General features: G+C 58.9%; 28 protein-coding genes. 12 read left to right on the plus strand and 16 right to left on the minus strand.

What is annotated here, in order from left to right:
* Positions 1–6: 6 nt before the first annotated feature.
* Positions 7–1,833 carry a methionine--tRNA ligase gene (metG, locus tag CRD20_RS02860; protein ID WP_187404800.1) on the minus strand — a complete coding sequence of 609 codons (1,827 nt, stop codon included), beginning with the start codon at positions 1,831–1,833 and terminating at the stop codon, positions 7–9.
* 115 nt (positions 1,834–1,948) lie between these two features.
* Between metG and CRD20_RS02865 the strand changes: the two genes are divergently transcribed.
* Positions 1,949–3,214, plus strand: a complete 1,266-nt coding sequence (locus CRD20_RS02865) for an aminodeoxychorismate synthase component I (RefSeq protein ID WP_070602801.1) — start codon at positions 1,949–1,951, stop codon at positions 3,212–3,214.
* Here the strand turns inward: CRD20_RS02865 and CRD20_RS02870 are convergent.
* Positions 3,211–4,887 (minus strand): BCCT family transporter, encoded by a 1,677-nt coding sequence (locus CRD20_RS02870; RefSeq protein ID WP_187404801.1) that lies wholly within the window; start codon positions 4,885–4,887, stop codon positions 3,211–3,213. The two genes, CRD20_RS02865 and CRD20_RS02870, sit on opposite strands and share 4 nt — an antisense overlap.
* A 159-nt stretch (positions 4,888–5,046) precedes the next feature.
* Positions 5,047–5,958, minus strand: a complete 912-nt coding sequence (gene rsmI, locus CRD20_RS02875) for a 16S rRNA (cytidine(1402)-2'-O)-methyltransferase (protein WP_070602796.1) — start codon at positions 5,956–5,958, stop codon at positions 5,047–5,049.
* Between the two features lie 85 nt (positions 5,959–6,043).
* On the opposite strand from rsmI, the gene CRD20_RS02880 reads away from it, so the two are divergent.
* Positions 6,044–7,540, plus strand: coding sequence for a dolichyl-phosphate-mannose--protein mannosyltransferase (locus CRD20_RS02880; RefSeq protein ID WP_255462043.1), 1,497 nt, complete (start codon positions 6,044–6,046; stop codon positions 7,538–7,540).
* Here CRD20_RS02880 and CRD20_RS02885 read toward each other — a convergent pair.
* The 6 genes from CRD20_RS02885 to CRD20_RS02910 all read right to left on the minus strand — a co-directional run bounded on the left by CRD20_RS02885 (position 7,537) and on the right by CRD20_RS02910 (position 13,446).
* Positions 7,537–8,319, minus strand: a complete 783-nt coding sequence (locus CRD20_RS02885; RefSeq protein WP_187404802.1) for a zf-HC2 domain-containing protein — start codon at positions 8,317–8,319, stop codon at positions 7,537–7,539. The genes CRD20_RS02880 and CRD20_RS02885 overlap by 4 nt on opposite strands.
* Positions 8,320–8,370: 51 nt before the next feature.
* The gene (locus CRD20_RS02890) at positions 8,371–8,775 is read right to left on the minus strand and encodes a DoxX family protein (protein WP_038629133.1); all 405 of its coding nucleotides are present in this window, start codon (positions 8,773–8,775) and stop codon (positions 8,371–8,373) included.
* Positions 8,776–9,011: 236 nt separating this feature from the next.
* A complete protein-coding gene (glpR, locus tag CRD20_RS02895; RefSeq protein WP_049189706.1) occupies positions 9,012–10,283 on the minus strand; it encodes a gephyrin-like molybdotransferase receptor GlpR in 1,272 nt (423 codons plus the stop codon).
* Positions 10,284–10,456: 173 nt separating this feature from the next.
* The gene (locus tag CRD20_RS02900) at positions 10,457–11,089 is read right to left on the minus strand and encodes a GNAT family N-acetyltransferase (RefSeq protein ID WP_048733595.1); all 633 of its coding nucleotides are present in this window, start codon (positions 11,087–11,089) and stop codon (positions 10,457–10,459) included.
* Between the two features lie 30 nt (positions 11,090–11,119).
* A complete protein-coding gene (gene glp / locus CRD20_RS02905; RefSeq protein ID WP_005511382.1) occupies positions 11,120–12,391 on the minus strand; it encodes a gephyrin-like molybdotransferase Glp in 1,272 nt (423 codons plus the stop codon).
* 80 nt (positions 12,392–12,471) lie between these two features.
* A complete protein-coding gene (locus tag CRD20_RS02910) occupies positions 12,472–13,446 on the minus strand; it encodes a UTP--glucose-1-phosphate uridylyltransferase (protein ID WP_187404803.1) in 975 nt (324 codons plus the stop codon).
* 132 nt (positions 13,447–13,578) lie between these two features.
* Here CRD20_RS02910 and CRD20_RS02915 point away from each other — a divergent pair, with 132 nt between their 5' ends.
* The 3 genes from CRD20_RS02915 to mscL all read left to right on the plus strand — a co-directional run bounded on the left by CRD20_RS02915 (position 13,579) and on the right by mscL (position 15,573).
* Complete coding sequence (locus tag CRD20_RS02915; RefSeq protein WP_070602790.1) at positions 13,579–14,253, plus strand: 5-formyltetrahydrofolate cyclo-ligase; 675 nt, start codon at positions 13,579–13,581, stop codon at positions 14,251–14,253.
* A gap of 105 nt (positions 14,254–14,358) precedes the next feature.
* Positions 14,359–14,904, plus strand: coding sequence for an SAF domain-containing protein (locus tag CRD20_RS02920; protein WP_224433571.1), 546 nt, complete (start codon positions 14,359–14,361; stop codon positions 14,902–14,904).
* Between the two features lie 252 nt (positions 14,905–15,156).
* Positions 15,157–15,573: a large-conductance mechanosensitive channel protein MscL gene (mscL, locus tag CRD20_RS02925; protein WP_016423268.1), complete on the plus strand. Its 417-nt coding sequence runs from the start codon at positions 15,157–15,159 to the stop codon at positions 15,571–15,573.
* Positions 15,574–15,633: 60 nt separating this feature from the next.
* Here the strand turns inward: mscL and CRD20_RS02930 are convergent, their stop codons facing one another.
* The 7 genes from CRD20_RS02930 to CRD20_RS02960 form a co-directional block, all read right to left on the minus strand.
* Complete coding sequence (locus CRD20_RS02930) at positions 15,634–15,852, minus strand: hypothetical protein (RefSeq protein WP_083276386.1); 219 nt, start codon at positions 15,850–15,852, stop codon at positions 15,634–15,636.
* Positions 15,853–15,854: 2 nt separating this feature from the next.
* Positions 15,855–16,424, minus strand: a complete 570-nt coding sequence (locus CRD20_RS02935; protein WP_005511427.1) for a molybdenum cofactor biosynthesis protein B — start codon at positions 16,422–16,424, stop codon at positions 15,855–15,857.
* Between the two features lie 72 nt (positions 16,425–16,496).
* Positions 16,497–17,816, minus strand: a complete 1,320-nt coding sequence (locus tag CRD20_RS02940; RefSeq protein WP_070602788.1) for a S1C family serine protease — start codon at positions 17,814–17,816, stop codon at positions 16,497–16,499.
* 158 nt (positions 17,817–17,974) lie between these two features.
* Positions 17,975–19,531 carry a HAMP domain-containing sensor histidine kinase gene (locus CRD20_RS02945; RefSeq protein WP_048733614.1) on the minus strand — a complete coding sequence of 519 codons (1,557 nt, stop codon included), beginning with the start codon at positions 19,529–19,531 and terminating at the stop codon, positions 17,975–17,977.
* Positions 19,531–20,223 carry a response regulator transcription factor gene (locus CRD20_RS02950; RefSeq protein ID WP_005511429.1) on the minus strand — a complete coding sequence of 231 codons (693 nt, stop codon included), beginning with the start codon at positions 20,221–20,223 and terminating at the stop codon, positions 19,531–19,533. Before CRD20_RS02950 ends, CRD20_RS02945 begins: the two co-directional genes overlap by 1 nt.
* Before the next feature lie 242 nt (positions 20,224–20,465).
* The gene (rpmF, locus tag CRD20_RS02955; RefSeq protein WP_005511439.1) at positions 20,466–20,639 is read right to left on the minus strand and encodes a 50S ribosomal protein L32; all 174 of its coding nucleotides are present in this window, start codon (positions 20,637–20,639) and stop codon (positions 20,466–20,468) included.
* A gap of 21 nt (positions 20,640–20,660) precedes the next feature.
* The gene (locus tag CRD20_RS02960) at positions 20,661–20,927 is read right to left on the minus strand and encodes a type B 50S ribosomal protein L31 (RefSeq protein ID WP_005511390.1); all 267 of its coding nucleotides are present in this window, start codon (positions 20,925–20,927) and stop codon (positions 20,661–20,663) included.
* Positions 20,928–21,383: 456 nt separating this feature from the next.
* Between CRD20_RS02960 and rpmB the strand changes: the two genes are divergently transcribed.
* The 7 genes from rpmB (at position 21,384) to CRD20_RS02995 (ending at position 25,901) form a co-directional block, all read left to right on the plus strand.
* Positions 21,384–21,620, plus strand: coding sequence for a 50S ribosomal protein L28 (rpmB, locus tag CRD20_RS02965; protein ID WP_016423274.1), 237 nt, complete (start codon positions 21,384–21,386; stop codon positions 21,618–21,620).
* A 3-nt stretch (positions 21,621–21,623) separates the two neighbouring features.
* A complete protein-coding gene (gene rpmG, locus CRD20_RS02970; protein WP_005511413.1) occupies positions 21,624–21,788 on the plus strand; it encodes a 50S ribosomal protein L33 in 165 nt (54 codons plus the stop codon).
* 3 nt (positions 21,789–21,791) lie between these two features.
* The gene (gene rpsN, locus CRD20_RS02975) at positions 21,792–22,097 is read left to right on the plus strand and encodes a 30S ribosomal protein S14 (RefSeq protein WP_005511414.1); all 306 of its coding nucleotides are present in this window, start codon (positions 21,792–21,794) and stop codon (positions 22,095–22,097) included.
* Positions 22,098–22,111: 14 nt separating this feature from the next.
* Positions 22,112–22,363, plus strand: a complete 252-nt coding sequence (gene rpsR / locus CRD20_RS02980) for a 30S ribosomal protein S18 (RefSeq protein ID WP_005511410.1) — start codon at positions 22,112–22,114, stop codon at positions 22,361–22,363.
* A gap of 165 nt (positions 22,364–22,528) precedes the next feature.
* A complete protein-coding gene (locus CRD20_RS02985) occupies positions 22,529–23,464 on the plus strand; it encodes an AEC family transporter (RefSeq protein ID WP_070767160.1) in 936 nt (311 codons plus the stop codon).
* Positions 23,465–23,511: 47 nt separating this feature from the next.
* Positions 23,512–24,237, plus strand: a complete 726-nt coding sequence (locus tag CRD20_RS02990; protein WP_187404804.1) for a TIGR03089 family protein — start codon at positions 23,512–23,514, stop codon at positions 24,235–24,237.
* A 53-nt stretch (positions 24,238–24,290) separates the two neighbouring features.
* A complete protein-coding gene (locus CRD20_RS02995) occupies positions 24,291–25,901 on the plus strand; it encodes an FMN-binding glutamate synthase family protein (protein ID WP_187404805.1) in 1,611 nt (536 codons plus the stop codon).
* Positions 25,902–25,920: the final 19 nt, after the last annotated feature.

Below are 25,920 nucleotides of genomic sequence, written 5' to 3' on the forward strand. Positions count from 1 at the left end.
GTGCCCCTACTTCACCTGTGCCCACTCGGGGCCGTGCTCAGCCAACTCAGAGTCGAGCTTGGTGAAAATCGGCTTCGGCTTGGCCAGCGCCGTACCCGGCTCAATGTCGAAGCGACGCCAGGCGGCCTTCTGATTGACGTAGTCACCAGTGATGATTGGGTAGCTCCTGCCCTCTGCCGGCAGGTCAGCGCCGACCGGCTCGACCGGCATGTCGTCCTGGACTTCCTGCACTTCCGGCATTGCGGCCCAGATGCCCTCGCCGCCCAGGGTCTCGAAGACCTTCTGCGCGCTTTCCGGCAGGTACGGGGTCAGCAGGACATTGGCGTCGCTGACTACCTGCAGCGCTGTCCACAACACAGTGGCGAGACGCTCACGCTGGGACTCGTCCTTCGCCAGCTTCCACGGCTCCTGCGCAGCAATGTAGGCGTTCGCCTCCCCGACCAGGTGCATTGCGGCAGTAATACCGGCGCGGAAACGGGACAGTGCGAGTGCGTCGCCGACCTCGGCGAAAGAGCTCTCAGCCAGGTCGAGCAGTTCACGGTCAGCGTCGGTGAGCTCGCCCGGAGTTGGCACCTCACCGAAGTTCTTGAAAGCCATGGACACGGTGCGGTTGACCAGGTTGCCCCAGGAGTTGGCCAGCTCGTTATTCACGCGGCGGACAAACTCATCCCAGGTGAAGTCGGTGTCCTGGTTTTCCGGACCAGCCATGGCGATGAAGTAGCGCAGCGGATCCGGACCGAACTCCGCCAGGAAGTCCTTCACATAGATGACAACGCCCTTGGAAGAGGAGAACTTCGAGCCCGACATGGTCAGGTACTCCGAGGAGACGACCTCCGTCGGCAGGTTCAACTCACCGAGCTCCCCGACTTTACCTCCGCGGGAGCCTTCGCCACGGTAGCCCAGCAGCTCAGCCGGCCAAATCTGGGAGTGGAAGGTGATGTTGTCCTTGCCCATGAAGTAGTAGGACAGCGCCTCCGGGTCATTCCACCACTTGCGCCACGCTTCCGGGTCACCGATGCGCCAGGCCCACTCGATGGAAGCGGATAGGTAACCGACGACGGCGTCGAACCAAACGTATAGTTTCTTGGTTCCGTTTTCCGACCAGCCCTCCAGCGGAATCGGCACACCCCAGTCAATGTCACGGCTCATTGCACGCGGACGGATGTCCTTCAGGATGTTCAGGGAGAATTTCAGCACATTTGGGCGCCAGTCCTTGCGCCCTTGAAGCCACTCGGTCAAGGCCTCTGCCAGCGCTGGCAGGTCTAGCAGGAAGTGCTCAGTTTCAACGAACTTCGGGGTCTCGCCGTTGATTTTCGACACCGGATCAATCAAATCGGCCGGGTCAAGCTGGTTACCGCAGTTGTCACACTGATCACCGCGGGCACCGGACGCACCACAGATTGGGCAGGTACCTTCGATGTAACGATCCGGCAGCGTCCGACCTGTCGACGGGGAAATCGCACCCATCGTGGTCTGCTTGACCATGTAGCCGTTTTCGTAGAGCCCGCGGAAGAGCTCCTGGACAATCGCGTAGTGGTTGCGCGTGGTAGTGCGCGTAAACAGGTCGTAGGAAAGCCCCAGACCCGCGAGGTCCTGCACAATCTGGCGGTTGTAACGGTCGGCCAATTCCTGGACAGAAACGCCTTCCTTCTCCGCTTGCACAAGCAGCGGCGTGCCATGCTCATCAGTACCGGAGACCATCAGCACGTCATTGCCAATCATTCGCTGGTAGCGAGCGAAAACGTCCGAGGGGACTCCGAAACCTGCAACATGGCCGATATGTCGCGGACCGTTAGCGTACGGCCACGCAACTGCTGTGAAAATGCGAGACATATCTAACAGGGTAATAGATGACCTACCATCACGATGAACTGTGCCCTCATGAAGTCTTCCAAGAACTGTCCCCTAGCGTCATCGCGCGCTCGCGCAGTCACTACGCTTATGTCCTATGTCCACTCGGTCCACCTCCTCCGACTCGGCCGCTGACTTCACTTCGCGCGCGACCACTGCGCTAGCTCGTCTTATCGCCGCCGGTCATCGCCCCGCCGCACTCGTCGGCTCCTGGTTCGGTTATCGCGCAGTTCTCGCCGCCAACGTCGAGCTCACCGCCTGCGATTCGACAGCGCTTTTCACCAGCCCCGGCTCCGATGCGTGGATATTTGGGTTCCGCCCCTACTCCGGCACCAGCGCGCATGGGACCGCTGGCTGCGTCGCATTGCTTGCCGACGACGGCACGTGGCATTTCGACGGCCCCGGCACCGGTGACCCCTCAAATCCGGATTTCCAAGCCCTTCAGGAGGCCATCACTTACTCGCACGAACACACGCGTGACGACGCGCTCCCCGCGGCCACACCACTGGAGTGGGATCAGGGCGACCGAGAACACCACCAGCGTGCGGTGGCGAACTGCAAGGAGGCAATTGCCGCAGGCGAGGTGTATCAAACCTGCATTTCCACACGCTTTCACGCGGAGCTGAATGCGGAATCGGGCACGAACGTCGAGGTGGACAACGCTGCACTAGCCCACGCCGGCGCGTGGTTTTCCTCCCGCGTGGCGCGGTATCAGCCGGCTCGAGCGGCATTCTTGCCCGGCAACCTCGATGCTGGAATTCCAATTCTGACCTCGCTGAGTCCTGAGGAGTTCCTCATCCGCGCGGGCACAAGCGTGACTGAAACTCCTATCAAAGGCACGATTCCCGCTGACCGGCCCCCGCATGAGCTGTTGCGCAGCGATAAGGATGTCGCCGAGAACATCATGATTGTCGACCTGGTGCGCCACGACCTCGGCCAGGTGGCCAAAACTGGCACTGTGAAGGTCACGGATCTACTTAGTGTGCGTCCGGCACCGGGCGTGTGGCACCTGTTTTCCACAGTTTCCGCGGAACTTCCCGATCAGCTCAGCCACGCTGAGTTGATCGATGCCTGCTTCCCACCGGCCTCAGTCACCGGTACACCGAAGCTGCGAGCAATTGAGCTTCTGCGCGAGTGGGAACCCGAGCCCCGTGGTGCTCACTGCGGCGCGATTGGTGCGGCCCACGGGGATGCGCTTGAGCTCAATGTCGCCATTCGTACCGCTGAGTACGCAAAAGACCCGAACTCGGGGAGAGTTCGGGTCGAAGCTGGCATCGGCGGTGGCATCACCATCGGGTCTACACCCGAGGGCGAATGGGCCGAGATTGAGGCCAAGGCCGCACCGCTGCTGTTGGAAAGCTAGTTGCGCAATTTACGAGCACGGCGGCGTTCGCGCTGTTCGGCTGCTTCCGCCAAGCGGCGCTCGCGAGCCATGCGCAGGGCAAACTGACGCTGTTCCTTGTCATCGAGGTACATCGGATCGTCGGAAAGCCCCTTAACCAGCGCCACCATCAGCGCCAAGATAACAATGACGAACGGGCTTGCCGCCAAAATGGTGATGTTCTGCAGGTTGGACAGGGCATCGCTGCCGCCGGTGACCAATAGGACAATCGCAATCAGAGCGGTGAAAATACCCCACATAGCAGTGACCGTGCGCGATGCTGTGAGTCGACCGAACTGGCTCATGGTGCCCATCACCGTGGAGGCAGAATCCGCCGAGGTAATGAAGAAGGTAGCCAGCAGAATCATTGCAATAGCGGAAGTAATCGCGCCACCCGGCAGGGATTCCAGCAGGTTGAACAGCTGGCTCTCAGCCGAGCCGTCGCCATAGATGGAAGCACCCTGCTGCTCACGAGTAATGGCGGTGCCACCAAAGATGGAGAACCATACCGCAGAGACAATCGACGGAACTGCGACGACGGTGAAGACGAACTCACGGATAGTACGGCCGCGAGAAATGCGCGCGATGAACATACCGACAAACGGCGACCAGGAAATCCACCAGGCCCAGTAGAAAATTGTCCAGGACGAGAGCCATTCGCCGGCGGTACCGTCAGCGGAAGCGCTGGAGCGGGCGGCCATCTCAAAGAAGGAATTCAGGTAGCTACCAATAGAAGTCGGAATCAGGTTCAGAATCACCACGGTAGGGCCGAGGACCAACACCAGCAGAGCCAGCAGGCCAGCGGCAACCATGTTGAAGTTCGAAATGTACTGAATGCCCTTGCCTACACCCGACAGCGCAGAAGCCAAAAAGGCACAACCCAGAATGAGGATAAGACCAATCCACAAACTTGTGCCCTTGATGGCAGTGAAACCGTTGATCTCCAAACCAGCGGAAATCTGCAGCACACCAACACCGAGAGAGGCTGCCGTACCGAAGACGGTGGCAAAAATCGCAAGTGCGTCGATAAGCTTGCCCAACCATCCCTCAGCGCGACGTGCGCCAATGAGCGGGATGAACGCCGCGGAAATCAGCTGCTTACGACCAAGACGGTAGGTCGAGTAAGCAATGGCAAGGCCGACGATGGCGTAGAGCGACCACGGGTGCAGAGTCCAGTGGAACATCGTCGATGCCATGGCGGTACCGACTTCCTTTGGCTGGTGACCCGGCACACCTTCGCGGTAGAAGGTCAGTGGCTCAGCAACGCCGTAGAACATCAGACCGATGCCCATACCGGCGGCGAACATCATGGCAATCCAGCTAGGTGTGGAAAACTCTGGTTTCTCGGCGTCCTTGCCCAGGCGGATGTGACCGAACTTGGAAATCGCGATGGACACAATAAAGAAGACAAAGACGGTGCTAGCCAAGATAAACAGCCAGCCGGTGTTCTCCACGACCCAGTTCAGAGAACTAGATGCAAACGTGGAGAAACTGTCCGGCCACACCAGTCCCCAGACGATAATTGCCAGAATTGCGGCAATGGCGGGGACGGTAACCCCGAGGTTCACGGGAGCGTGAGAATCGTCGGCCCTGACTTCGCCAACGACCGACTCCCCTACTTCTTGTTGTATTTCATGTTCTGGTGGATTCGTCATTCCTCCACCATGTCCACCATTGACCTGGGATTTCAACTTAGAATGCGGGTTTTCTCAGGTTTTCTTCATTTTTTCCCAGCTTGCAAAAACTGCCAATAATGGCGTTTACCCTGTTCACTGTCGTGCGCTGGGCATTTCCTGGCACAAAGTAACAATCGCCTAACGATTTTCCTCGCGAGCAGCCAAAACCGCCTGATAGAGATCACGGTGCTTTGTCATTCCAGCCTCCGCCGCAGCCTGCTTCGCGGCGTCCTTCAACCGCATGCCATCAGCCACGAGCTCCTCCACGCGGTCAACTAGGTCCTCCGTGGATACCTCCGTCGCCTGCTGCCCCGCGCCCTCAATCACCACCGTAATTTCTCCGCGGACACCTTCTTCCGCCCACGCAGCCAGCTCTCCCAGCGTCTCGCGGCGAGTCTCTTCAAAGCGCTTGGTCAACTCACGGCTTACCGACGCGCGCCGCTCCTCACCTAAAATCTCCGCGGCATCCGCCAACGTGGCAGCCAATCGATGCGGCGACTCAAAGAAACAACAGGCTCGCTTCTCTGTCTTCAGTGATTCCAACCAGGCCCGGCGCGCCCCCTGTTTACGAGGTGCAAAGCCATCGAAGCAGAAGTGGCCGACACCCAAGCCGCTGAGAGCCAATGCGGTAGTCACCGCGCTCGGTCCCGGTACGCAGGACACCGGCACACCCGCGTCGTGAGCAGCCGCCACCACAGCCAGGCCAGGGTCTGACACCACCGGCATCCCCGCATCGGTCACCACAATGACTTTCTGTCCCGCCTTCGCCGCCTGAATCAGCGACTCAGTGCGGCTCTCTTCGTTGTGATCGAAGTTCGAAACAAACTTCCCCTTGGGGGAAATGCCCAGCGCTGTGGCTAGGTTGCGCGCCCGCCGGGTGTCTTCCGCGGCGATGATATCGGCGTCGATAAGCGCACCGCGCAAGCGGTCGGAGGCATCGGCGATATTGCCCAGCGGCGTTGCCACCAGAGTGATGCCGGGAGCCAGCGTCGTAGCCTCGCTGAGGGGCTCGTTCTCGTGCGGTTGGAAGTTCGATGCCGAATGCGTCATGATTCCATAGCTTAAACTGACATTCGTGACCGATGCCGCTTTAACCCCACCACCGGAAACCGAGCGCCGCGCGAAAAAGCGTTTCCTGCGCCCGATTCCCCCGGTTCCCCCGCTGCCGCCACTGCGGCGGTGGGACAAATGGGATACCGCCACTTTTGTGGTTCTCGGAATCGTCGCAGCGCTAACGCGTTTCATCGGGCTTGCTGCCAAGACCGACAATGGCACCCCGCTCTTCGATGAGAAGCACTATGTGCCGCAGGCATGGCAGATTCTGGAGTCCACGCGCGACCCCATCTCGTCTGGCATTGAGGACAATCCCGGCTACGGTCTGATTGTGCATCCGCCAGTGGCCAAGCAGGTCATCGCCTTGGGCGAGTGGATCTTCGGTTATTCACCAATGGGCTGGCGATTTATGTCGGCGGTGTGTGGCACGCTGGTTATCCTGCTGCTCATGGACATCGTCCGACGCATCTCTCGCGGCTCGCGGTTGGCGGTGGGTATTGCTGGTCTCTACGCGCTTGCCGACGGAGTGCTGTTTGTCTCCTCTCGGGTCGGCATGCTGGACATGATTCAGACCTTCTTCATCATCGCGGCCGCGTGGGCACTTCTCATTGACCAGGCCGATGCCCGCAAGCGCCTGGAATCCGCCACGGAGCTAGGTAGTTTCGGCCCCTATCTCAGTTATCGCTGGTGGCGACTGCTCGCCGGCATCATGCTGGGGCTTGCCACCGGGGTGAAGTGGTCCGGTCTGTACTACATGGCCGCATTCGGCCTGTGGTCTGTCTTCACGGATCTGGTGTCACGCAAGAATGCCGGTGCGGACAAGCCCGTGCTCGGCGCACTCGCCCGCGATACCGCCCCGGCGTTGCGTGATCTGGTGGTGGTCCCGCTGGGCGTTTACTTCTTAAGTTGGCGTTCTTGGTTCGCCGAAGAAACGTCGGTCTATCGCCATGTCTCGCCCGAAGAGCGCGATACGGGACTCCCCGGCACCGGCTGGCTTCCCGAGGCCGTGCAGAACTACCTGCACTACCAGAACAGCGTGCTGAAGTTCCACGCCGAGCTGACCACCTCTAATGGCCACAAACACCCTTGGGAGTCCAAGCCCTGGGAGTGGCTGGTCAGCTGGCGCCCAATGCTCTACTACTCCACCGAAACCACCTGCAGTGGCGGCCAGGAGTGCAAGGGCTGGATGATGCTCTTTGGCACCCCGCCCATCTGGTGGTTGCTGGTACCCGTGGTCCTGTGGGCCACATGGCGCTGGCTCGGCCGCCGGGACGGCCGCTACGCGCTGCCGGTCATCGGTTTCCTCGCCTCGTGGCTGCCGTGGGTCATCGGCTACGACCGTCAGATGTACTTCTTCTACGCCACCGCGCTGATTCCATTTGTACTCATCGCCTTTGCTCTGCTTGCCGACGATCTCTCACACTGGTGGCCTCGCGATAAGCCGGTGGGGTTAGTAATCGTTGGCGCACACGCCGCACTAGTGGTGGCCGCGTTTGTGTTCTGGCTGCCGATTTTGACCGGCTACCCGCTGCCTCTCAACCACTTCGATTGGCGGTTCTGGTTGCCGTCCTGGAGCTAGTGCCGCTGTGGCGGCACGCCTGTGACCGGCAACCCGGAGGCGGCTCGCCATGCCTGTGCGATTGCCGTCGGCGTATAACCGCCCAGCCACACAACGGCCAGTGTCAAAGCGGAGACAAACATCAAGGCCAGGCCAGCGATCTCTGATGCTCCCTGAGCACCGATGAGAATGTCACGAATACCAAAACCGATGCTGAACGTGGCGACGGCACCGTAGACCGGCGCCATGCCCATGGCAGCGCGTGGCCGCCAAGCAGCCCAGAACAATCCCACTGCCAATGCAAGCCGAATTGCCGCGAGTTGGATGGCAAGGCGTGCTCCGAGCTCCATTGGGTCAACGGTGGCAGTGGAACCGTCGATAGGCGCTCCCGTGCTTGTTGCGATTCCTGCACCGTCCTGCGGCTGCGCCAAGGAAAGTCCGAGCGTCATCATGCCGGAGGCGTCGACCAGTGTCGCAATCCCCCAGACCGCCCAGCAAAGGCCCAGCGCAATGAGCACCCCGCGGGCGGTGCCGGCCATGAGCAGCCATGCGCGCTCACGCCGCCGGCGCTCCGGTTCGATGGAGACCAAAATGCGCTCCGAGAGATCATCCGTGGAAATCTCCGGCATACCATCGGCAGGCCCAACCGTAAGGGCGCGGTTCAGCCGCACCGCTCGCTCGTACCAAGCTCGGCACTCCTCGCAGGCCCCAAGATGGGCATCGATGACTTCATCGGCAATGCTTGCCTGCTCGCCATCGAGGCGAGCTGACAATGCTGCGCGAATTTCCTCGCACTCCACGGGGAATCTCCACCGCCTTTAACTCTTAAGGGGGTTGTACCTAATGAGGTCTTACCTGATGAACTGCCTGTCCAAACTGAAACGGCCAGCCCCGAAAACGAAAATCATCACCAGACCACCGATGAGCGACATCACAAGCTCCGCACCGTTGTCGCGGATAAACAGGCCATTGCCCAAGTGCATCGACCACCAGGCACCAATCATCTCAATGATGAAGACCATCGCCACCGTCGGTGCCAAGAGTCCCAGAATCAGCAACGCGCCACCGACCAGTTCGACTAGAGCGACAACCCAGACCGTCAAGTGCGCCTGCGGGATATTCGCGGCGACAAAGTAACCGGTCGTCTTGTCGATACCGGTGATAAAAATCTTGTCCCAGCCATGGCAGATGAAGATAATTCCGAGTATCAGGCGGAGAATCACGAGCGCGATATCGCGCATTACCGGTCGATCCATGAGGGACATGCTACCCGACGGCACGGTCAAAACACGGTAGCACTGCGGCTGCGAGAGGCCAGCGACTTAAACATGCAAAAAGGCTTCTCCCAACCCCTCGGGAGAAGCCTTCCGCCAAACACACCCGGTGTGTCATGTCTTAGGTAGTGACATCGTAACAGGCCGAGTTTCTAACAAAAAATCGCGCTGACGTGCTCAGACAACTTTAAGGTTGTTCTACGGCTCAGTTCACAGGACTAGCTCACACGAGCCTGTGGCATTTCGTCATAATCGTCGTCATCAAAGCGGTGGTCAGTGTAGGCCAGATCTGCGAAATCCGGGTCCTCATCATCAAGCTCGACCACTACCGCGCCCGGACGGCGCAGTCGCTGTGGAATTCCCAGCTCATCATCCTCGCGGTTACGCACGCCGAGGCGGGCCATCTTCATCCGGCGAATTCGGCGAGCTCGCAGTTCCTGCTCTGCACGCACGGTGCGGCGCAGGTTGACCAGATACAGGGTCATCAAGCCGACACCGACCAGTGGAATCCACCAGGTCCAACCACCGGCGAAAGCAGCGATGATGACCGTGACCGCGATGAACGCTGCCAGCCCAGCAACCGAACGGCGGCGGCGGGCAAAGCGAGTCTCAGCGTACTGAGCATCCGAAATCGGATCGAACCCACCACGACCACGGCGCTTCTCAGCGAACGCGTAATCATCTTCGGTCAAGATGTCATCGACAGCAACTGCGTCATCGTTGGACTCGACACTGTGGTCGCTGTCGTCCTCGACGGTCTCGTCGGGTTCCGCCTGCTCGTCTACGGTGTCTGCTGCCTCTTCAGTCTCAGAGAGAGCCTCAGCGTCCGCGTGCTCAGCGTCAGCCGCGGCACCGGAATCAGCGTCAGATTCAACGGCATCTTCGAACATCAAGTCATCGGCGTCGACAAACTGACGGCGAACGTCAACGCTCACATCGGAAGAGGACTCATCTGCACGAACCACGTCACCTTCGGCGGAGGCAACGGCGGAGTCAGATTCAGCATCCTCGTCATTAACGACAGCCTGCAGCGACTGGTCTGCAGACTCATCATCGGACACGTCCATGTCAGAGCGGTCAGAAGACTCAGCAGTGGCTTCCTCGGTAGCGGAATCATCCGCCTGCGGGGTCTCCTCCTCTGCATCTGCCGCTTCCAGCTCGTAGACGATATCGCCGTCAACGACGGCCGGGTCGGCCGCCTCGTCCACGGTGTCGTCGATAAGCACGTCGCTGACATCGAAGTCATCGTCGACCTGCGCGTCAACGGTTTCGAGAGAATCGTCGACTTCTTCGGCCACGCGCACGTCCGACTCCTTAAAAGACGGACGGCGGCGCGTCGTGGCCAACTCCTCGCCACCACGATGCAGCACGCGGGTCTTACCTAGCGCATCGGAGGTACGACGAATCGGCTTGCGCGTATTGACCACCAGCGGGGCAAGCACAAACAGCCACAGTACAACGATGAGTATCAGCAACAGTGAAGTTGACATATTTTGTGTCTCCTTGCGATTTCGCCCGGGGTTTCGCCGTCTCTCCCCGGCCCAAATACGCCACCCACATGCCCTTCCACAGAGGCATTTGCGAAGGCAGTCAGCGTATCTAGAGCGAATTCGCCCAATAGTAGAGTTGTCATCACCCTATCGGCGTGTGTTACTCAGACTACTCAGGCGCGCCGTTGCGGTGGGTATTTCTCCGCCTCTTCATATTGCGCGCGACCACTCGCCACGATGAGGTCCACTGCACTGTCCTCCCCCACCCGCGCATAGGTCAGATGATCGCGCCACGCGCCATCCATATGGAAGGCTTCCCGCGCCACGCCTTCGTACTCGAACCCACAGTTTTCCAGCACGCGTATCGACGGGACATTGCTGTCCAACACAGTCGCTTCAATTCGGTGGACGCCAACTCTCTTGGCATAATCCGACGCCAACGCCACTGCCGCAGTGGCGACCCCTCCACATGTAAAGCCGCTGCCGACCCAGTAGCCAATCCATGCGTGAGCGACGGGGAAAGGCGTAATACCGCCGAGTGTGAGCATGCCGGCGAACTGGCCGTCTACCTCAATGGTGGAGACAATCATGTCTCCCGCAGCCTCTGAACGACGCCAACTGCGCAGGTTACGGCGGAAAACAGAAGCCCTGTGGGCGTTATCCCAGTCGTCCTCGAGGGTTGGCTCCACGGGGCGCAAAATGGGCTCGTCGCGCAGCCGCAGTGCCCGCCATGCAGAGGCATCAGAGCGCTCTGGCACACGCAGGCGGACTCGGCCGCCACTGGTTACTAGACGAGAAGTACGCACAGCAACAATACTCGCGGTAGTGGAGTGAGGTTAGGCCTGGCGCGCCATGAACAGCACGTCAACTACATCTCCCGGACGCACGTGCAGCACGTCTTCCGGAATCACGATGAGGCTGTTGGCTTCCGACATACCGGCCAAAAGGTGGGCTTGCGCACCGCCGGAACCTCCCAGCGGCTGCACCATGTATTCGCCGGTCTCGCGGTCGCGCATGAGCTGGCCACGGATGTAGCCACGGCGCTTCTCCGCCGACTCGATCGGGCCGACAGCACGAGCGGTGACAGCGCGGCGGCGGGGATTGCGCTTCCCCAACGCCAGTCGGATGAGGGGACGAACCATGACCTCAAAAACGACCAATGCGCCGACCGGATTCGACGGCAGGAGGAACGTTGGAATCTTGTCATCTCCCAGCAGACCAAAGCCCTGGACTGAACCAGGATGCATAGCGATGCGGGAAACATCAACCTCGCCCAATTCAGCCAGCACACGGCGAATCTGCTCACCCGCGGCACCGCCGACAGCCCCCGTGATGACCAAGAGCTCACTGCGAATGAGCTGGCCTTCGATGATTTCCCGGATGCGGCGGGGCTCACCGGTGGCAATACCCACTCGGTGTACCTCAGCCCCAGCATCGCGGCCGGCTGCAGCCAGCGCGTAGGAGTTGACGTCGTAGACCTGACCGAGCCCCGGTGTGCGGTCAACATCGACCAACTCATTACCAATGGAAATCACGGACATACGTGGCTTGGGGTGCACCAAAACCTTCGAACGCCCCACCGCTGCCAGCAATCCAACCTGTGACGGCGAAATCACCGAGTCCAAGGACACCGCCACGTCACCCGGCTGCACGTCGTCACCGACCTTGCGCACAAAGTCACCGGAGTAGACCGGATGGAGAACATTAACTCGACGGCCACCGCGGTCGGTCCAGTTTAGGGGCACGACGGCGTCGGCAAGCGATGGCAGCGGCGCACCAGTTTGTACGCGCACGGCCTGCTTCGGCTGTAGCCGCATCGGATGGTGAGATCCAGCTGTCACCTCACCGACAACAGGTAGCTCAACCTCGCGAAAATCAACATCACTCTGACGCGCATCCGGAGGTAAAGACCCAGATTCACCGACGATATCGACAGCGCGCACCGCATAACCATCGATCGCTGACTGCACGAATCCCGGTAACGGCTGCTCAGCGATGACATCCTCAGCGCACAGCATGCCGAGGGATTCCGAAATAGCAACGCGCACAGGATCAGGCATCACAGCGTGTGCGGTGATTGCCGCCAACTGTTCTTCCACAGAACGCATGTTTTACCTTCCTCGGCACCAACCCGCGGTGCGCTTTATGGCTATTCAGCTTCTCAGTACAAGCCTCTATAAAAAAGGCTTTAAGCCTGTTCATCCTGCGCCAGACGCTGCTGCATGTAGTCGCGCAGCCCCTCGCCGTAGTCCGGATGCCTGAGTCCAAAGTCTACGCAAGCGCGAATGAAGCCACCAGGATTTCCCAGGTCATGGCGGAACCCCTTGTGAACGACCACATGAACCGGATGCCCCTCTTGAATCAGCAGCTCAATTGCATCGGTGAGCTGGTACTCGCCGCCCTTGCCGCGCGGGATACGACGCAGCGCATCAAAGATGGCACGATCGAGCAAGTAACGTCCGACTGCAACGAAGTTGGATGGAGCATCCGCAGGGTCCGGCTTTTCCACCATGCCCTTGACTCGCTTCACATCGTCCCAGGCATCAGCGTCGGCTGCGTCTGCACCGAGCTCACCAGACTCCGCCGGGGTAGCGTCCTCGATATCGAAGACACCGTAGTTGTAGACCTCTTCGTGAGGAATTTCCAGCGCACACAGCACCGAACCACCAAAGCGCTTGCGCACTTCCGTCATGCGGTCCATTACGCCCACTGGGAGCACGAGATCGTCGGGAAGCATGACAGCAACGCTGTCCTCATCGTCTTCGAGCAGCGGCTCTGCGACCAACACCGCATGCCCCAGGCCCAGCGGTCGATCTTGAACAACGGATTCCACGCGAATGACCTCGGTGGCGCGGCGTACCTTCGCTGCAATCTTGTCCTTGCCACGCTCGGCGAGAGTCTGCTCAAGGTCCGGGCGCGGGTCGAAGTGCCCAAGCACGCCATCCTTACTCGGCGCTGTGACAATAGCCAGGCGTTGCGCACCAGTGGCGGCGGCCTCTTCAGCAATCATCTCGATGCCCGGCGTATCAACTACGGGCAGCAATTCTTTCGGCACTGTCTTGGTGGCAGGCAAGAATCGCGTACCCATGCCCGCGGCAGGAACGATGACAGTTCGAACCGGAGTAGTCATGTCCGAACCAGACTCTTTAGACGATGAGACCATAATGGCAACGATACCTATATAACTTCCATTTGCTCGGAGGCTGACCCCGCTTTTTCAACGCATTAATCAGAAATTTTCTCCTGCGCGGACGACAGAGGTCTCTCCCCTACCTGACAGAGTAGGTTTGCAGGTATGGCTCCGCTTCCCGAAACCACGTCTGATTTCAAAACCCGCACACGGTACGAGGTACTCGCCGCACGCGCCGCCAAGGGGCAGCGTGAGCGCATGCTTGACGACGAAGCACTGGCACAGCGGTTGCAAGAATGGTTATCCAATACCGTCGGCGACCTCGCAAAACCCGTCATTGCCGCTTATGTCCCCGCTGGCGACGAACCCGGCGCAAGCGTTTCTAGTTCGACTGGTGGTGAGCCCGGCCAGGGCTTTGTGGAGGCTCTGGCCAACGCGGTTCCCGGAGCACGAATTCTGCTTCCCGTCTGCCCGCCCGGTCCACCACAACCGCTGCACTGGGGTTACTACAACGGCAGCTTCCACAAGGGCCGATTTGGACTCTTAGAACCTGTTTCGGTGGAAGACTCTGCTGGCCCAGCTGAGCTGGGTGTTGCCGACGCCATTATTCTGCCGGCAGTTGCGGCCGACCTCGCAACCGGGATGCGGTTAGGGCGTGGCGCTGGTTACTACGATCGCAGCTTGGTTTTCGCTCGACGCGACGACGATACGGATGGAGCGAGAACTGCGGTCATCGCTGTTGCGGTTTTCGACACCGAATTGCGCACGGAGCTTGCCTACGATGAGCACGACATTCCTGCCGATTATGTGATCACGCCAGCGGGGATTTCACAGATTTAATGGAACCGATTCCGGGATTTTCGCGCCTAACTTAATATGAGCCCAAAATATTCGTCCCGGTTTCCGCGTCCATTCCGAAAGCTCCGCCCCACAACTATTCGGCGGATGGTTGCCCTCACTGTTTTCCTATGCGCAGTCGGCCTGGCGGCGGTGGAGTCATTGACACCCCGCAGCGGCCATATTCGGGTAGTGGTTAGCGCCAAATCCATTGCCGCTGGCGCATCGGTGGCAGAACAAGATGTGGCTTTCAAGGACATTCCCCGGGAGCTCGTTCCCGGTGGAGCCGTAACGGACATCGCCTCTGTGCGGGGACGCACCCTGGCCACCGGCATGTCACCGAGAGAGATAATTACAGAGCAGCGAATGGTCGGCCCGTCACTTGCCAAGTCGCTGACGGGGACGTCGGAAAGCAAAATTATTGCCATCACGTTGACTGATGCGGGCATTGTGTCCGCTCTTCGCACTGGTGACAGCGTGGATATTGTGTCGACAGCGGATGAGCGCGGGGTGGCGGCGCCGCTTGCACACGGGGCAAGGGTGGTCAACATCGTCGACGATGAGGTGGTCTTGGTCGCTCTGCCCACCGGCGCCGCGGAGGTGGTGGCTGCGACATCGCTAGCATCTCCGCTCACACTGTTACTCGCGGGTTAGTGACCAAAATCTCACTGATCCAAAGAATTTACGGCTCTGAACAGTGTTTTTCGCAGAAAGTTGACTTGTCCCACAACTTAGTGCAGGGATACAATGGCCAGGCAATTCAAAACTACGATTAGAGCGAAGAAGAGTGGCACTGCCTGATATCGCACTGCCCCGTTTCTCAAAATCGTATGGGCCTGCCATGAGCAACACGATGACTCACAGGTCTCGTTTGGTTTGTTCCGTTTCTACAGAAGGAAATTTCCTATGCTTAAGGGCTTTAAAGAGTTCATCATGCGCGGCAACGTCATCGACCTGGCGGTCGGTGTTGTCATCGGTGCTGCGTTCACCGCAATCGTCACTGCTTTCACCGACAGCCTGCTCGAGCCGCTGCTGAACACCATCGGTGGCGCAGAGGTCACTGGCCTTGGCTTCGAAATCATCAGCGGCAACCCGTCGACCTACCTTGACTTCGCAGCTGTCATCACCGCAGTCATCAACTTCCTGCTGGTCGCAGCGGTTGTCTACTTCGTCATCGTTGCTCCGATGAACAAGTTCAACGCGATGCGTGAGGCTCGTCTGGAGACCTCCGCTGAACCGGAGGTCACCGAGGCTGACCTGCTGACTGAGATTCGTGACCTGCTGGCAGAGCAGAACGGCAAGCCGAAGACGGAGCTGAACTAGCCTCTAGCTGCTAGTTGCGAGCTTCCGATAAGAAGCTAACTAACGCTTTTTACACAGCGCTCATCCCCAATGGGGTGGGCGCTGTTTTGTCCAGTAGTCCGCATCAAAATCACGAGCATCCTCCGGGGATTCATCGTGATAGTGCACTGTGCGCGCAGTTTTCGCACTGCGCGACTGGGCAAAGTTTTTCGCCGGTGCACCTGCGCGACGACGCTGCCTACGGCTGCCACTGCGCGGCGCGGCTTGCTCAGGCTGATTGGGCTGCTTAGCGTCGCCCATTCCTAGACGCTCCAGCGGCAGAGGTCATCAAGCACGTGAGAGACCAGCGGGAGAATTGTCGCCATGCCATCGCGCACTGCAGCGCGAGACTCCGCGAGATTGATAATCACTGTCTGACCGGACACACCGGCCAAACCGCGGGACAGCCCCGCATCCAAGGCGCCAGCTCCCATACCGGAGTTACGAATAGCCTGCTCGATGCCCTGCAGCCGCACATCGAGAACCTTGCGAGTGGCATCCGGAGTCTTCGCACGAGGACCAACTCCAACACCACCCACCGTGACGACCAAATCTGCGCCACCGACAACAGCGGTATCTAGAGCCTTCCGGATCTCACGCTTCACTGCACCCGTGCTGACCACGGCATCGACCGAGTAGCCGTCTTCTTCCAACAGCTCAACCATGAGCGAAGCCGCACCATCCGGGTTCTCGAAATGGTCGCCCACGAGGACAACGAACGCATTTCGGACCTGGCCGTCGTCGTTGATAAGACGCTCCATCTCAGCGAGGTTGACGTCACTTGGCTCAGTACTCACGGTTTCACTCATCTGCTCTATCTCGCTTTCTCCCACAGCTTTTCACTCGAAGTTTCACTCGAAAACTCTTCTACAGATGGTGAGGTACTCACTCCACCACGCTGCCTATCAATCCTGGGCTTCTGCCAAGGTGACATCGACCGTTCGCTCGTTGCCGCCTCGCTCATCTGTAACTGTAAGTGTGACAGAATCCCCGATCCGATGCGACCGAATAGCCGCAATTAGTGCAACGCCGTTGTCAAGTGTGCGGTCATCAACCTTGGTAATCAGGTCACCATCTTTCAGCCCCGCTTTATCAGCTGGGCCACCTGGCGTTACCTCTCGCACCAGTGCACCACGTGCAATCGGACGCGAATCGATCTGGGCGCCAATGACAGGCATCCGCGCCTTGCCGGAATCGATCAGGTCTTCCGCTATGCGACGAGCCTGATTAACCGGAATTGCGAAACCAAGGCCAATGCTGCCCGCCTGCTCCGACGCCTCACTGTTAGAGGCAATCACGCTGGGCACACCGATGAGGTTGCCTTCCATGTCCACTAGCGCTCCGCCGGAGTTACCCGGATTAATCGCCGCATCGGTCTGGATTGCATCAATGACCGAGGACTGACCGTCTTCACCAGCGGCGGTCACCGGACGGTTCTTAGCGGAGACAATGCCCTGCGTAACAGTGGAGGTCAGTCCCAGTGGCGAACCAACGGCTACCACTTCCTGGCCAACCTGAACCTGCGAGGAGTTGCCCAGCGAGATTGGGCGCAGCCCGTTAACACCTTCAATTCGAATAACGGCAATATCCGTAGCCGCATCCCCTGCAACCAGAGTTGCCGGGTGCGTGGTGCCGTCGGAAAGCAGGACTTCCATATGTGCGTCCGGACCCGCGCCTGCGACGACGTGATTATTCGTCAGCACCAGACCGTCGGACGACAGAATGGAGCCTGACCCCGACGCCATGCCCCGCTCCGAGGCAGTGGTGATGGAGACGACACTGGGAAGGACCTTCTGCGCGACCTTCTCCACGGACCCCTCAGCTGCTGCTACCTGACGGGTTTCCGCAGGCTTATCCAGCGCGTTGTCCGCGGGGGCCGACGACTGCGAGTTGTGAACTACCCATGCGCCGACACCACCACCGATACCGGCCGAGCACAGCATCAGGGCAGCGACTGCCAGCGCCCCCATGCCCTTAGCCCCCTGGGCACCCTTGGTCTTCTGCTGATTGGCCGCAACGTCCCACTCTGAACCGCCTCCGTAAGCGCCGTTCGGCTGAGACGGGATGGTGTTGTAGTGGGAATTCTCCCAGCCGCGCTCATTGACAGAAAACTGGTTTGTCTCACCAGCATCCCCAATGGCACGGTTCTCGCTGAAGTTGTGAGATTGCGAGGAGTAGTGTCCCCGCTCATCTCCTCGCGAGGAATCGTTGAAAGAGTTGCTCATACGTAATACCTTGCACTGTCTGTCTAACAATTGGCTGAGAGCAGTCTGCGGTCTCGCCGATAATTCCCCGAATGAAACACCGAATCCTCGCCACGCACTTCCTTAAAAGGCCGCGTGCAGCGGGGATTACATCAGCTTTGACGTGGGGTTATGCGTTTCTAGCTAGGCTCTTGAGCTGAATCGGAGTCTTCGCCTTTTCCGCTGTGCGGACTGCCCGGCAGAGTCACTCGCATCAAGGCACCGCCATCATCGGACTCATCGGCAGTAATCGTGCCCCCGTGGCGGACGATGACCGACTTCACAATGGCCAAGCCCAGGCCGGATCCAGGCATCGACCGCGACTGAATGGAACGGTAGAAACGCTCGAAGACCTTGTCTCGATCTTCCTTCGGGATACCTGGCCCCGAGTCCGCCACCGTGAATTCAGCGACAACCTCGCTGAGCGGCGTTAGACGAACCCGCACGGTGCCATTTTCCGGCGACCACTTTGCAGCATTGTCCATTAAGTTCAAAACTGCGCGACCAAGACCCGCCGAATCCCCGTAGACATACCACGGAGCTGTCTGCACATCGAAGGTAATATCCGGACGACGACGCTCAACACGCGCCAGCGACGTGGAAATGATTTCGTCGACATCGACATGCTCAATAACCTGTTGCGGGCCATCTTCGCGTGCCAAATCAACCAAGTCACCGACCAACGTCGACAACTCTTCCAACTGTGCGATGACGTCAGCTTCCAGATCCGCGCGATCTTCATCCGAGATTGCCGCTCCCGAACGGGAGGCCATCATCAGCAGTTCAATATTTGTGCGTAACGACGTCAGCGGAGTCTTCAACTCATGACCAGCATCTGCAACCAGCTCCGCTTGCTTAATGCGCGACGCTTGAAGTGCAGCCAACATCTCATTGAAGCTGCGCGTAAAGCGCGCAAGCTCATCATCGCCCTCCACAGGGATTGGGCGCAGCTCGTCGGTTTCCGTCACTCGCTCCGCAGCAATGCGCAGCCGAGTGACCGGGCGCAGACCCGTTGTTGCCACCGTAATACCTGATCCGATTGCGAAGAGGATTCCGATAGCAGAGATACTCAGCAGCACTGCACTGAGCGCTTTCAAGACCGACTGCGTCGAGCTCAGATCCTGTGACAGGATTAGCGTCGCACCGTCTTCGGAGCGGACTGCGTATACGCGACGGCCGTTGTACTCATCGGTGCGAATCGATTCCTGTCGATTCCCCCGCAACACCGCAAGTTCGGGGCCACCAATAGAGATAGAGCCACCGCCTTTGCCCGCCACACTGCCGTGGGCAAAGTACACCGCGTCCAAATCGGGGTTCAGAATCCTGTTCGAGTCCGCTTCAAAGGAGGGGCCAATGGCAAACTCCGAAGCGTACGGTGACATCAGCAGCTTTTCCGCCTGGCTACGGAGGTTACTGTCCACCTCGCGGTATAGCGCTGCCTGCACAGTAAAAAATGCAGCCAGCGTCATCAGCCCCACCGACATCGCCACAATGAGCGCTGTCAGAATAGTCAGCCGCCAACGCAGCGAAGGGATACGCGAGCTCCGCGGCAGGCCGGGAAGCGATTCCCCTGCCATCGTCTCAGTATTCGCGGACTTCTCTTGCTTACCGACGGTACCTTGCCCCGGATTGGCCTCCGTGGCAGAACGCTGATTTGATTGCACGCCACCGCCGGTCGAACGACGACGGCGCAACATCACGGTGCGGTCTCCCGCATCACATAACCGACACCACGAACGGTGTGAATCAGACGCGGCTCTCCCTCTGCCTCCGTCTTGCGACGCAGGTAGCCAATGTAGACCTCCAGCGCATTGCCGGACGTCGGGAAGTCATAGCCCCAGACATCCTCCAAAATGGCGGTACGGGAGAGCACACGCCGCGGGTTGCTCATCAGCAATTCCAGCAGCGCAAATTCTGTACGAGTGAGACTAATGCGACGTTCACCGCGGAAGACTTCACGAGTTTCCGGGTCCAGGGAGAGATCCTCAAACTGCAGAGTTGCGGCATCCTCCATCGCAGGCACTTCCAAAGCAGAACGACGAAGTAGCGAACGGACACGAGCGAGCAGCTCTTCCAATGCGAACGGCTTGGGCAGGTAGTCATCTGCGCCGGCATCAAGACCAGCTACGCGCTCGGAGACCGAATCACGTGCAGTCAACATCATGACCGGCAGATCATCGCCTTCGCTGCGCAGCCGACGGCAAACATCCAGGCCGTCGAGCTTCGGCATCATGACATCCAAAATGGCCAAATCCGGACGATCCTTGGCAATCTTTTCCAAGGCCTCTGCGCCATCCTCGGCGAGCTCGACCGTGTAGCCATTAAAAGTCAACGATCGCCGCAACGCTTCGCGTACCGCTTGATCGTCATCAACTACCAAAATCTTCATACTGCCCATTGTGCCTTGAAAATATAAGGCGAGTGTAAATGTGACACAGATTCTTCGTGAGAGTGCTCCCATAAAACTCGGCCATACAACTGAAAAACCTCACCCCATCGCCAAGTACAAGCGATGGGGTGAGGTTTAAAAAGCTCTTTATCAACTGTTCCTTACGCACTGAACGCACTCTGGGCGCGCGAAGCGCTTCGCGGTTCAGCGAGGAACGTTGTCAGCATCCTAAAAGATGCGCGTTAGAACTTCTCGACGTCAACCAGGCCGAGCTGAACAGCCTTGGCGATGCGACGAGGAACGTTGTAGACGCGGCCGTTTACCTTGACTTCCTGGAGAGCGACGTTGTTGCTCTTCCACTGGGAACGGCGAGCGCGGGTGTTAGCACGCGACATGCGACGCTTTGGTACTGCCATTTTCTTATTCCCCTCCTATTCTTAGTTCTTCTTCGCGCGGCGAATGCGGTTACCGTAACGGCGCTGGAACTTCTCGACGCGACCAGCGGTGTCCATGACACGCTGAGCACCGGTCCAGAACGGGTGCGACTCGCTGGTGACGTCAACGACGATCAGCGGGTACTCGTTACCGTCTTCCCACTCGACAGTGCGGTCGGAGGTGGCGGTGGAACGGGTAAGGAAAGAGTGACCCGTGCCTGCGTCCTTGAAAACCACCGGGTGGTAATCAGGATGGATGTCCTTCTTCATTAATTCTCGTTTCCCTCAGGATTGAACTTCAGGTCGCTTTCCCCCAGCTAAGAGTGAGAGAATCGTGCCTGAGTTGGGTACGAACACGACTTACAATGACACGTACCGGGTCAATATTTCTATAAACCGGCATGTGACACTCGATGGAATATTACAGGCTCGAGCCCGAAAATTAAAAAAGGGCCCTGCACTAACGCCCGTCGACAAGCACGAACTCTATGACGACCCGCGAGAGTCGCGCCGAGAAAACCACAGTGGAACAGCGATTAGGTTATCCCGCAACTCGTGTGTAAACTGTTCTCTCGCTGTTGTCTAGTTATTCGTTTACGCGCTCAGCGTCGAGTGTCAGTGGGCAGCGCCCCGGAAAAGGCCAGGTGGATTCCTCGGTTATTCAATAGTCCGGCGTGGCGCACCAGTGATGTCGGCATTGGGCGGCAAGGAAGCAAAGGAATCCCTATGTCGGCGATTTGCCAGGTTACGGGACGCAAGCCGTCTTTCGGCAAGACCGTGTCCCACTCCCACCGGCGCACTTCGCGCCGTTGGAACCCCAACGTGCAGCGTAAGAAGTTCTACCTCGCCTCTGAGGGGCGTCACATCACTCTGAATGTGTCCCCGAAGGGTCTGAAGACCATCGACAAGTACGGTATCGAGGCTGTTGTTGCTCAGATTCGTGCACGTGGGGAGAAGATCTAAAAAATGGCACGTAATGACATTCGTCCAATCATCAAGCTGAAGTCCACTGCGGGCACCGGTTACACCTACGTGACCCGTAAGAACAAGCGCAATACCCCGGACCGTATCACCATTAAGAAGTACGATCCGGTTGTCCGCAAGCACGTCGAATTCCGCGAGGAGCGCTAATTCATGGCTAAGAAGTCCAAGATTGCCAAGAACGAGCAGCGCAAGGAAATCGTCGCTCGTTATGCAGAACGTCGCGCTGAACTGAAGCGCATCATCAAGTCCCCGCACTCCACTGACGAAGAGCGCATGGACGCACAGTACGAGCTGAACCGTCAGCCGCGTGACGCGTCCCCGATTCGCGTCCGCAACCGTGACGCTGCAGATGGTCGCCCGCGCGGCTACCTCCGCAAGTTCGGTCTGTCCCGTGTCCGCGTTCGTGAGATGGCCCACCGTGGCGAACTCCCGGGCGTCCGTAAGTCCAGCTGGTAAGTCGAGGAGCACCAATGAAGCGCAATCACTCTAACAAGAAGGCGCGGATGGAGCAGTCCCGCCGCCCGAAGAAGAACCCGCTCAAGGCCGCAGGCGTTGAGAAGGTTGATTACAAGGACATTAACCTGCTCCGCCAGTTCATCTCTGACCGTGGCAAGATTCGTTCCCGCCGCGTCACCGGTCTGACTCCGCAGCAGCAGCGCCAGGTCGCTACCGCTGTGAAGAACGCCCGCGAGATGGCACTCCTGCCGTTCACCAGCCGCTAAAGATGGCTGGTCGGCGGGAGCCGATCATTCGAACACCCGCCGAAAGGCCTTATTTACGCGCTGGCCGCATGACGATACATGCGATAACAGCGTAAAACGGACTCAGTCCTTCCCCACCGAGGGGATTGGATTGGGTCCGTTTTTTATTGTCTAAAATATGCACTTATGCCCGCTCTCACCGAAATATTCACCGGCTTTGGTTCCGTCGCAGTACTGATCATTGTTGGCTGGTTGTTTGGGCGCAGTGAGATCGTCGATAAGCGGGCATCTTTTACCCTGAACATGGTCGTGTTCTGGATCGCGATGCCGTGCATGCTCGCGCACACTCTCGCAACGGCGGATTCGGCGAGCATCTTCGGTTCGGCGTTTGGTGTCGCGGCACTGTCGGCGCTTGGCACGGCGGCGTTCTACCGGATTTTTGTGGCGCCCATGTTCAAACAGCGCGGCGCCGATGCTGTGGTCGGCGCGATGTCGACGAGTTACAACAACGTCGCTAATCTCGGCGTGCCCATCGCAGTCGCAGTGCTTCACGACGCTACCGCCGTCGTCCCGGCCCTTATCTTTCAGATTGCCTTCTATGCGCCCGCTTCCATGACCGTGCTGGAAATCCTCACTAACCGCGGTCATTTCCGACCGCGCAATGTCATCATGACGCCGCTGAAGAACCCAATCTTTCTGGCGGCGATGGTGGGGCTTGCGGTTAATGCGTTTGCTATCGAAGTACCTCAGTTCGTAGCGCATCCAGTGGGGCTATTGGGGCAGGCCGCGGTGCCAATGGCACTTCTGGCCTTCGGTATTAGCCTGCATGGCATGCCGTTTATGGAAGCCGGCCGCTCCCCTCGTCGCGCTGTCGTGGTGGCGTCTATGCTGAAGCTTTTCCTCCACCCCGCGCTGGCTCTGCTGTTCGGCCATTTCGTTTTTGGTCTCAACGGGCATGCGCTGCTGGCAGCTGTGATTATCGCCGGCCTGCCGACAGCCCAGAACGTCTACACCTTCGCCTCCCGCTTCGGCCGGAACCTTGAGCAGGCGCGCGACTGCGGCGTGATTACGACAATCGCCTGCTTGCCGACGATCCTGTTGTTCACCCTGCTGTTGAGTTAGGGGACTCCTCCCGACGGCTTCGACCGATTCTCGTTACCCTTGGAGGCGTGGAGATTCTGAAGACACTTCTCGAGACCGACCCATCCGTGCCTCGTTTGACCTGTTATGACGAAACTACCGGCGGTCGTACCGATTTATCGGCTCAAACCCTGGACAACTGGGCCAGCAAGATCGCCAACATGCTGCACGATGAGTTCGACCTCGTCGCCGGAGACCAAGTATGGATTGACTTGCCGTTGATCTGGCAGTCCGCCTGCATCATCCTGGGCTGCGAGCGTGCTGGCGTCACCGTTAGCGATGAGGAGCCGCTGGTTGTATTCACCACTGTCAGCAACGTCAGCACGTGGGAAGAGAAGTTCCCAGACGCCTATATCGCAGTGCTTACCGACGATCCCTTTGGCCGCGGTGTCGTGGAATGCGGTGATGATATTCCACCGGGAGTCATTGACTTTGGTCCGGAAGTTCGTTTCCACCCAGACGCATATCTAGGCGCAGGCCCGGACTCCGACCAAACCCCCGTTATTGGGGAGAAGTCGGCTGCAGAACTGCTTTCATCTGCTGGCGATTATGCGGACGAGATGCAGCTCACGACCGGTTCCCGCGTTGTTTCCGACGGCTGGCTGGTGCCTGATTCTTCACAGGTCACCGCAGATAAATGGGCACGTAATGTGCTGTCGGCTTGGGTTCGTGGAGGTGCTGCCGTCGTCGTGCGCGGTGGTGATAGCGAGCGTGTCACTGCTATTTCTACGGCCGAAAAAGCCCGTGTGATTTAGTCGCAGCTGTCCCGTCGAGAAGCGCTCTAAGTAGTCGCGATAACCTGGAAACCGTGATTACCCGACCATATATTCTTGCGATTCTCGCCCTCATCAACGTCTTGGGTGCACTGGCTGTATGGGATTTGAGCCCATGGTGGTGGATTCTGATGGCCTTCATCCTCTTCCTGGATGTTGTGGCTATCTATGACATGCTTCAGAGGAAGCATTCCATCTTGCGGAACTTCCCGGTCATCGGCCATCTGCGCTACATGGGTGAGACCATTCGCCCTGAGATGCAGCAGTACTTCATCGAGCGCAACTTCGACGGCGCTCCATTCGACCGCGATACTCGTACCGTGGTCTACGAGCGTGCGAAGGGGCTGTCCTCAAAGAAGTCCTTTGGTACTGAGCGGAAGATTAACGCGCCCGGCTACGAGTACGTCCGCCACTCGATGGCGCCGAGCCAGCACGTCATCGAGGATCCGCGCGTAGATATTGGCGGTCCGGACTGCGCCCAGCCGTACTCAGCGTCTATCTTCAACATCTCAGCCATGAGTTTCGGCTCTCTGTCCCCTAACGCTGTCATGGCAATGAATAAGGGCGCGAAGCTGGGCAACTTCGTACAGGACACCGGCGAGGGCGCTATCAGCCCTTACCATTTGAAGTATGGTGCCGACCTCTATTGGCAGCTGGGTTCCGGTTACTTCGGTGCGCGTACCGAGGATGGCGACTTCGATCCGGAGCTCTTCCGCGAAAAGGCTAAGATTCCGCAGGTCAAGGCAACCTATCTGAAGGTTAGCCAGGGCGCAAAGCCTGGACTCGGCGGCATGCTGCCAGGTCACAAGGTCAATGAGGAAATCGCGGCTACTCGCCACGTACCAGTTGGCAAGGGTGTGATGAGCCCGCCGTACCACCGCGTCTACTCCACCCCGCGTGAACTTGTTCGGTTTATGGGCACCATGCGTGAGCTCAACGGTGGCAAGCCGGTCGGTTTCAAGCTGTGTGTTGGCTCCCAGCTTGAGTTCCTCGCCGTGTGCAAGGCCATGCTGGAAGAGAACATCACCCCGGACTTCATCATCGTCGACGGCGCTGAAGGCGGCACCGGTGCTGCACCGCTGGAATACTCCGACCGCGTTGGCCTGCCGCTTACCGACGGCCTGATTCTCGTCCATAACGCGCTCGTAGGTGCCGGTCTGCGCGATCGCATTAAGCTCGGTGCGTCCGGCAAGGTCATTACTGGCTTCGATATTGTGAAGCGCATGTGCATCGGTGCTGACTTTGTGAACTCGGCTCGCGGCATGATGATGGCCACCGGCTGTATCCAATCTCAGCTATGTCATACAAACACCTGCCCGGTGGGTGTGGCTACCCAGGATCCGAGCCTGTGGAAGGCCCTGGATGTCGACGACAAGGGTCAGCGTGTGGCCAACTATCACAATGCCACGGTCGCGGAAGCAGCTAGCCTGTTGGCATCGATGGGCCTGAATAGCTTCTCTGAGCTGGGGCCGTCCCACCTGCTGCGGCGCACCAATGAGCAGGTCGGTGAGACCTACGCGGAGCTCTACAACTGGCTGCAGCCAGGCGAGCTGCTGAGCGGAACTCGCTTCCACAACTGGGCCGAAGCCTGGGAGACTGCCGACCCGGACACGTTCCACTACCCCGCGGTTCATATGCGCCGGTAGTTCGGGGCTGGTTGCGCGC

The organism is Corynebacterium sp. LK33 (genome assembly GCF_014334955.1).
GTDB lineage: Bacteria > Actinomycetota > Actinomycetes > Mycobacteriales > Mycobacteriaceae > Corynebacterium > Corynebacterium jeikeium_D.